The 8,605-nt window shown below is 54.4% G+C and carries 5 protein-coding genes and 1 pseudogene; all 6 read left to right on the top strand.

What is annotated here, in order from left to right; genetic code table 11:
• Positions 1-133 precede the first annotated feature (133 nt).
• Positions 134-2,212, top strand: a complete 2,079-nt coding sequence (locus BJP06_RS09920; RefSeq protein WP_255365840.1) for a helicase-related protein — start codon at positions 134-136, stop codon at positions 2,210-2,212.
• Between the two features lie 25 nt (positions 2,213-2,237).
• On the top strand, positions 2,238-2,438 hold the full coding sequence (locus BJP06_RS12350; RefSeq protein WP_255365839.1) for a hypothetical protein: 201 nt from the start codon (positions 2,238-2,240) through the stop codon (positions 2,436-2,438).
• A gap of 10 nt (positions 2,439-2,448) precedes the next feature.
• Positions 2,449-4,254 carry a site-specific DNA-methyltransferase gene (locus BJP06_RS09915; protein WP_255365838.1) on the top strand — a complete coding sequence of 602 codons (1,806 nt, stop codon included), beginning with the start codon at positions 2,449-2,451 and terminating at the stop codon, positions 4,252-4,254.
• A gap of 9 nt (positions 4,255-4,263) precedes the next feature.
• Positions 4,264-7,197, top strand: a complete 2,934-nt coding sequence (locus tag BJP06_RS09910) for a DEAD/DEAH box helicase family protein (RefSeq protein WP_071573736.1) — start codon at positions 4,264-4,266, stop codon at positions 7,195-7,197.
• A 215-nt stretch (positions 7,198-7,412) separates the two neighbouring features.
• Positions 7,413-7,655, top strand: coding sequence for a hypothetical protein (locus BJP06_RS09905; RefSeq protein WP_071573735.1), 243 nt, complete (start codon positions 7,413-7,415; stop codon positions 7,653-7,655).
• Positions 7,656-8,163: 508 nt separating this feature from the next.
• Positions 8,164-8,427, top strand: a pseudogene (locus BJP06_RS09900) (transposase); the annotation flags it as partial.
• Positions 8,428-8,605: the final 178 nt, after the last annotated feature.

Genomic DNA, 8,605 nt, shown 5'->3' with positions numbered 1-8,605 from the left:
GGCTGGGCAGGACGCTCATAACCCCAGCACAACACCCCACAACCCACCCATCCCGGCCCCCAAAAAGCACACATTTTGTCACTTAAGTCGACACGCCGAGAAAAGCACACATTTTGTCACTTAAGTCTTGACGGTGAAGTTCCAGCCTTCGCAGGCAGAGCTGGATCTTTATGACCTCGTTAATGCCTACCTTCAGCGTGACACTTTGTATGCGTTCAATGACTCGCAACGAGCACTTTCTTCGCAGGTGATGCGCAAGCGGTTGGGCTCCTCGACGTACGCCGTCGGGATCACGTTGCGTAGAACTGCGAACCGATTGGCGGAGGAACTGGCAGCAGGCCAGCCGCAGAGCGATCGTATACCGCTGTTTGATTTCGATAGCGACATGCTTGATGAGGAGCAGGCAGCGTATGAAGCATTCGGGGACCTCGTGGAGAAGCACGAGGACTGGTCGGACCCAGAAGTCCGCAAGAAAGTGCAGGGCGAGATCGATGAGCTCAGAGAGTACGCAGCGCTCGCGGAATCGATTCACCAGAATCAGAAGTCACTGAAACTCGGGGAGGCCATTGAGCGTGGTTTCGCGCGGCTGCGTGAGGTCGGTGCCCCGGAGAAGGCCATCATCTTCACCGAGTACAGCGACACCCAAAACTTCATCGCGGAAACGCTACGGCAAGCAGGGTACGGGGAAGGGCTGGTGCTGTTCAACGGCCAAAACGATTCGCCTGAGGCGACTGCGATTTATCAAGAGTGGCTCACAAAGAATGATGGTAGCGACGTCATTACCGGCAACCCGTCGGCAGATCGTCGAAAAGCTCTTGTTGACTACTTCCGTGACTCCGGCTCAATCATGATTGCGACGGAGGCGGCATCCGAAGGCATCAACCTGCAGTTTTGCTCGATGCTGATCAACTACGACCTGCCGTGGAACCCGCAGCGGGTGGAACAGCGTATCGGCCGCATTCACCGTTATGGACAGAAGCACGACGTTGTCATCGTCAATTTCTTCAATGAGGGCAACGCTGCTGAGGCGCGCATCTTGGAGCTGCTGGAGAACAAATTCCACCTCTTCGACAGCGTCTTTGGAGCCAGTGACGAAGTGCTGGGCCGCATTGAGAGTGGCTTCGATTTCGCTCAGGAGATTGCGAAGATCTACGACAGCTACCGCACTGCAGATGAGATCAATCAGGCGTTCCAGGAGCTTGAGAAGAAGTACGCCGCCACCGTGAGCAAGGACATGGCTGAAGCGAAAGCGAAGGTGTTCGACAACCTTGATCCGTCAGTGCGTGACCGCTTGAAATCCTACGACGAGCAGTCTGGCGAAATACTGAACAAGTTTGAGCGGCTACTCCTCCTACTCACCATCAACCGCTTACAAGGCAAGGCAACGTTTGAAGGCGACGGACGCAACTTCGTGCTGAACACGCCACCGGCTGCCGGCATTGCGGCTGGCCGCTACCACTTCAAGTCCTCGCCAAGTGGTAATTCCAAGCAGTACCGCTATCACAGCGACCTAGCGAAGTACGTCATCGATGGCGCTTTGACGGCGGATACGCCGTGCCAGACTCTCGTGTTCGACATCAGCAAGTCCGACCGCGTCAGCTCCCGCATGAAGGAACTGGCCGGACAGTCTGGGTCCCTGGTTGTCCGGGGTTTGACGTTCAGGATGAAAGCCAACGACAGCGATATTTCCGAGAGCTACTTACTCGCGGCAGGCATCACCGATTCCGGCGAGGTACTGAACCAAGAAGATGCAGCAGAGATGATGGATCTGCGCGTCGTCGACACGTTGGATATAGCTGGGCCGCTCAACGCGGACCTGTTTGCGGCAGCGATCGAGCAGCAGCGGGATTCTCTGGAAAAAGAAGTCCAGCACCGCAACTCGAGCTACTACAACCAGCAGGAAGAACTGCTTGAAAGTCAGATCCTTGATCTCGACACGGAGCGCAGGAAAGCTGTCCGTGAGCTTGAGAAGAAGCGGAAGGACCTGCGTAGGAAAGCTACTCAAGCTGACGACCCGATGGAGCAGCTGCGGTTCAAGAAGAAGGCTCGAAATCTTGACGACGAGATCGATTCGGTCGAGGACAAATATCGAAAAGAGAAGCGAAACCTGCGCGACAATGTCGACGAGTTGCTTATTCTGATTAGGCAGTCGCTTCAAGGCAAGAGATCTGAAAAAGAGCTGTTCACTATCCGGTGGCAGATCAAGGCGTAAACGAAGGTAGTCAAAGGGAAGAACAATGAACGAAGAGCGAGACATGATCAACGAAGTTCCTGGCAGCAGCCCCGAGTTCCGTACCGAGCTGGCCGAGCAGCTCGCCGAGTTGGTGCCGGAAGCGGTTGCCGACGGCAAAATTGACGTCGAAAAACTCAAAGAATTACTAGGGGGGGGGGGACGTAGCAGACACCAGCGAACGCTTCGGCCTGTTCTGGCCAGGTAAGAAGCGTGCGATGCGCGCAGCGCAAACCCCAACCACTGCGACGCTTCGCCCGGATAAGGAAAACTCCAAAGACTGGGACACCACAAAGAACGTATTCATCGAGGGCGACAACCTCGAAGTGCTGAAGATTCTGCAGAAGCACTACCACGGCAAGATCAAGATGATTTACATCGATCCGCCGTACAACACCGGCAAAGACTTCGTGTACCCCGATAACTACAAAGAGGGCCTACAGACCTACCTCGAGTGGTCCAAGCAGGTCAACGAAGATGGCAAGAAGCTCTCGTCCAACTCCGAGTCCGAGGGTCGGTACCACTCCAACTGGCTCAACATGATGTACCCACGGTTGAAGCTGGCGAGGAACCTATTGACCGACGATGGCGTGATCTTCATTTCGATTGATGACAATGAGAGCGTTCACCTAAAGAAGATTTCTGATGAAATTTTTGGTGAAGCCAACCACGTAAATACTTTTGTATGGGTTAACAACCTCAAAGGCCGCCAGATTTCAGGTTGCGGTGCAGCCGGAACTAAAGAGTACATTTTTGTTTACGCGCGCAATGGCAAACAGGTTGGGGAATTTATTGGCCCCGGCAGAACGCTAAAGGAGCTAATGCCGTCGATTTACAAGGGTTTTAACTACCAGATCGAGCATGATGACTACGGACCCTACGTTGTAAAAAATGAGCTATATAATACTAACTCGGCTTTCAACGAGGAGACCCGCCCAAACCTGGTATACGACATCTATTACAACCCCTCCAGCAAAGAGATTAAGACCGAGAATGTTTCCGAAGCCCATTTGCATGAGGGGTTCATAAAAATCCCACCGAAGCGAAACAATAATGGGACACATCTATTCCACGCCAACAGATGGAGCCGGAAGAAGGTAAGTGAAGAAGGCCACAACTTATTCTTCACCAATACTGCGGCAGGTTGGAAAGTCTACACAAAGGTAAGGAATGTAGACACTACGACCATGAAGGATGTTGTGATGGACATCACTACATCATCGGGATCAACGGACATCAACGACTTAGGAATAGACAAGAATTGGTTTGATTATCCGAAACCTGTCGATTTAGTCAAGCTTCTTGCGATGGTCTCTACCGCAGAAGGCGATATCGTGCTAGATTTCTTTGCTGGTTCCGGCACCACAGCACATGCTACGTTCGAGCTAAACTCGGAAGACCTCAAAGACAGAAGCTTCATAATGGTCCAGCTTCCAGAACCACTTTCCGAAAAGTCAAGTGCTGCGAAGTCAGGATTCAAAACTATCGCGGATATATCTCGTGTGCGGATCGGAAAAGCTTCGGACAGTGTTCGCGAGAGCGTCCAAGAGCAGAACCACGCAGACCTAGACCGTTTAGATACCGGCTTCCGTTCCTACAAGCTCGCCGACACCAACTTCACCAAGTGGCGGACCGACTCCGACACCGACGCGACTGCTCTAGAGCAACACCTACTGGATCTCCGTGAAAGCGCCGATGACAACGCTACCCCTGATGACCTACTCACTGAGATTCTGCTTAAACAGGGCCACTCGTTGGTTGAGCAGATTCGTGACCGCAATATCGACGGTCTGTCGTATAAAGCGGTGGTCCGAGTCGATGACGAAGACGGTGAAGAAGACACGCTAGTGCTCGCCTACCTCGATGAACACACCAAGCCGACCCTGGCACAGCTTCGTGAGGCTATGGAAGTCAAGCCAGCTCAGTTCATCATGCTCGAGGATGCCTTCCAAGGCGACGACGAGCTGAAAACCAACCTGGCGCAAATCTGCAAGACCAACGGCATCGAACTCTGGACGACGTAAAGGATCAACATGAAATTCAAGTTTGATGCTAAGCAGGAGTACCAGGTTCAGGCGATTGATTCAGTCACCGACCTGTTTGAGGGCCAGCCGAACGACGCCGGGGATTTTCTCACAACGTTCCACACCGAACGAGTTCTGCCAGAGACCAGCAACCAGGCGCTTGACATAGATCTGAGTGAAGAGATTGGGGCCGTCGGCAACAACTTCTTACTCGATGAAGCAACTGTGCTCGAGAACCTCAAGATCGTGCAAAACGAGCACGGGCTTGAGCCTGCAAAAGAGCTTATTGACGGCCTCCAGTTCGACATCGAGATGGAAACCGGCACCGGCAAAACCTATGTGTACCTCCGCACGATCTTTGAGCTGGCGGAGAAATACAACTTCACCAAGTTTGTCATTCTTGTGCCCAGCGTTGCGATCCGCGAAGGCGTGAAAACAAGCATCGAGCTGATGCACGACCACTTCCGCCAGCTATACCCTGCGTCGCCGTTTGACTACATGGTCTACAGCGGTAAAAACGCTGAGGAAGTGCAATCCTTTGCGACGTCGACAAGCATTCAGATCATGATCATGACGATCGGCTCCGTGCGTGGTCGTGGAAACAACTTGATCATGAACCAAACCCGAGACAAGCTCAACGGGTTGCGCCCGATCGATTTTCTGCGTGCGACACGGCCGATTCTGATCATGGATGAGCCGCAGAACATGGAATCTGAACTATCCAAAACGGCGCTGGCAGGCATGGATCCGGCGTTCATCCTTCGCTACAGTGCGACACACCGCGAAACACGAAACGTTACCTACCGGTTGGACCCGGTTGATGCTCATGAGCTGGGCCTGGTCAAACAGATCGTTGTGGCGGAAGCAACGGAGCATGGTGGCGACGCCAAGCCGTACATCAAACTTCTTTCCATCGATAGCAATCCGTGGCAGGCGAGCCTCGAGTTGGTGTGCCGCAAGAAGGACGGATCGCTAGCCCGCCAGGTGAAGAAGGTGAAGCAGAACCAGGACCTCGAGAAGGTCACCGGCAACCCCGCCTACGACAACAACTGGCGAATCAATGAAATAAACCTCGACGGTCGCGGTTTTATCGAGCTGACCAACCACGGCATTCTCCAAGTCGGCGAAACGATCGGTGGCAACGACGAGACCGTTTACCGCGAAATGATCCGCGAAACCATCCGCGAACACTTCCGCAAAGAAACGCTGATGCGCCCCCTCGGCATCAAGGTGCTGAGCCTCTTCTTCGTGGATAAAGTGGCCAGCTACCTCGGAGACGGCGCCGACAACACCACTGCCGACGGCAAGTTCGCCCAGTGGTTCGACGAGCTCTTCATCGAAGAACGAAACCGATTCCCGCAGTATAAAGACCTGCTCCCACAGGATCCGATTGAGCTGCGGCGTGCATACTTCTCGCAGATCAAAAAAGGCGTCTACGGCGACACCTCAGGTGTCACAGCCAAGGATGATGACTCCTACGACCTCATCATGAAGGACAAGGCCCGGCTGCTGAGCGAAGACGAACCGGTTCGATTCATCTTTTCCCACTCCGCGCTGCGCGAAGGTTGGGACAATCCGAACGTATTTCAAATTTGCACCCTGCGTGAAATGGGATCCGAGACCGAGCGCCGCCAGACGATTGGGCGTGGGTTGCGACTTCCTGTGAACCAGCACGGCGAGCGCGTAGCGGACCGTTCCGTTGCCCAGCTCACCGTCGTCGCTAATGAGTCCTACCAAGAGTTCGCCACCAACCTCCAAAAGGAATACAAGAAGGCCGGTGTGGCGATTGGGTACATTCGCAAAGGCGACTTTGCCAAGCTGCCGAAACCCGACGCGGAAGAGCAAGAAAACTTAGGGTTCACTACATCCGCCGAGATCTGGGACCACCTGAAACAGCGTGGCTTCCTGAACAAAGACGGCTACGTCACCGCATCCTTCACCCCGGATGCCGATGACTTCTCCCTAGGCCTGGCAGCAGAGTACAGCCCCGTGGAAGAGGCGGTCATCGAGGTACTGCGCCGCGCGAATATTGAGCATTACGTAAAACCGAAGCGTGCTCGAACGACGCGCAAACTGAACAAGCAGCTGTACTTTCAGTCGCGCGAATTCGAAGAATTCTGGGAGAAGATCAGCCAACGCACGACCTATAGCGTCTCAGTTGATCGCGATGTACTGATCAAGAACGCCGTACAGAAGATCAAGAAGGCTGAAGAGATTGCACCCCTTCGAATCGAAGTGAAGAAGGCCCGGTTGACTGTTGCTCGCGGCGGCACCAAAGGCTCAGAAACAAGCAGCCGTACAGCGGAGCTGCGAGGCGGGTACAAGCTGCCGGATATCGTCTCTGAGCTCCAAGAAGCAACGTCACTCACCCGCAGAACGATCATCGACATCCTCATCCAGAGTGACCGCCTCGACGAGTTCATCTCCAACCCGAACGACTACATCAAGATGGTCAAAGGCATCATCGAAGCCGAACTCGCCTCAATCGTCACCGAAGGCGTCCAATACGAAAAGATCGGCGGCAGCGTGTACTCGCTCACCGAACTTCAGCAAGACGGCATCGAAGAAAAGCAATACTTCCTGGACAACCTGTACAAGGTCAAGAACCGCGAGAAAACCGACTACGACTTCGTCGTCTACGACTCCGAAGCCGAGCGCCGGTTCGCCGAACTCCTCGACGACCGCGAAGACATCAAACTGTTCCTAAAGCTACCGCCGAAGTTCAAGATTGATACCCCGGTCGGGCCATACAACCCCGACTGGGCAATCGTGAAACAGGTAGACGGCGAAGACAAGTTGTACATGATCCGCGAAACAAAGAGCACGGTGCTCGAGCATCTCCTGCGCACAACTGAGCAGGCGAAGATTGATGCCGCCCACGAGCACTTCAAGACGATCGGGGTTGACTACGCGAAGGCGGCCCCGGGAAATTGGAATATTTAGACGGCCCGGCGGTCGGATGCGACTTTTCGTATCAGGCCGCCGGGATTCGATTGTTGCACCAAACACCACATCCCAATGCGTGCCGTTTCGGCGTAGTTGGTACCGGTAATCCGCGTAGTTGGTACCGGGTTTCCAGGTAGGTGGTACCGTCATTCATTTTCGATCATTGTATAGGTGGCGTTGGCACAACCCGTGCCGGCGCGTCATCACCTTTCATGGCCAACTTCAAAGACATCATGACACTGTGTCTAGAGGGGGCAACCTACTCCGCTATTGCAGTAGCGCTTGACTGCTCTAGACGCGATATCGCCAAAACCAAGACACTCATCGCTGACCACGGCATCACCAAGGAGTCGTTTACTCAGCTGGACCCATCATTTTCGACGAGCACGTCAGCGACCATCGCGGGGCCCGCCGCAAGTGCTATGACCAGCCGGATTTCGAAAAACTGGGCCTGACCCTATCAGCGCGGACTCACTGGTCAGCAGACTCAACGCCGGACAGCGCATCGAACTCGGTGACTACGACATGCGCCGACACCTCGCGCACGCTCAGATAACCGTAGACAGCTAGCCTTCACTGACCGGCGAAACCCGACTTCGCTTCTGGGCTCTCGCCGGTCAACCCCCGGCTGCGGTACCAACTACCCGCGCTCAGCACAATGCGCCCGATCTTTATTCGATGCAGGCGGGGTAGAGCTCGCGTCGAAAAGCTGAGGCGCTAGACACTGGCAACGTGATTAGCGACAAGGCAAGCGGCTTCGCAGTAAAGTACTCACCGATTGCCAGAAACGCCTCCGTTTCCAATTACAATGCTAATACTCATTCCAGGGTGACCGGGGTCAAACCTGGGGAAAGCTCTTCGCGCGTCAATTTCAGCAGTGCAAGGAGATCGCCGCCTAATGCTTACCCAACCCCGCCCCCGAAACCAACCACATACTCGAAAGCACCGATACACCACCTAGCCATGCGCAGGCTTATCGACACGCTTGTTGGTATGAAAGACGCCGGGGTCGCTGAGATCGCGCAGCTGGGCAGGACCATGAACAAGCGCTGCAAAGACATCCTCGCCTACTTCGACCACGGAGTATCCAGCGGGCCTGTCGAAGCGATGAACGGTCGGCTGGAATTCCTACGCGGCATCGCCCTCGGCTTTTGCAACCTCGACCGCTGCATCTTGCGGTGCCTCATCCACGCCGCCAACATCCGACACAAAATCAATGCACTCTAAAACCGGAAGAGCCGGTTTGAGAGGCGAAACCGACCTACGGTGATAGGGCTGTAAATTGGCACTGGCGGGCCAGCCTCCCGCGACGCTAGATGGTTCTTTCCCCGCAGCTCAGGGGTGAGCTAGCAAACTGAATTCGTGGTCAATCATGATCTCAAAACACCTCTTCTCGATTGCGGAG

The sequence above is a fragment of the Corynebacterium sp. NML120713 genome (genome assembly GCF_001875735.1).
Classification (GTDB): domain Bacteria; phylum Actinomycetota; class Actinomycetes; order Mycobacteriales; family Mycobacteriaceae; genus Corynebacterium; species Corynebacterium pseudogenitalium.
Note: the sequence above shows the minus strand (reverse complement) of the source record. Positions and strands in the feature narration are given on the sequence as shown.

Bases quoted from the DNA above. Each gene is read 5' to 3' on its own strand.
- BJP06_RS09915 (WP_255365838.1), top strand. From the start codon at position 2,449: ATGCGCGCAGCGCAAACCCCAACCACTGCGACGCTTCGCCCGGATAAG.
- BJP06_RS09905 (WP_071573735.1), top strand. From the start codon at position 7,413: ATGGCCAACTTCAAAGACATCATGACACTGTGTCTAGAGGGGGCAACC.
- BJP06_RS09910 (WP_071573736.1), top strand. From the start codon at position 4,264: ATGAAATTCAAGTTTGATGCTAAGCAGGAGTACCAGGTTCAGGCGATT.
- BJP06_RS12350 (WP_255365839.1), top strand. From the start codon at position 2,238: ATGAACGAAGAGCGAGACATGATCAACGAAGTTCCTGGCAGCAGCCCC.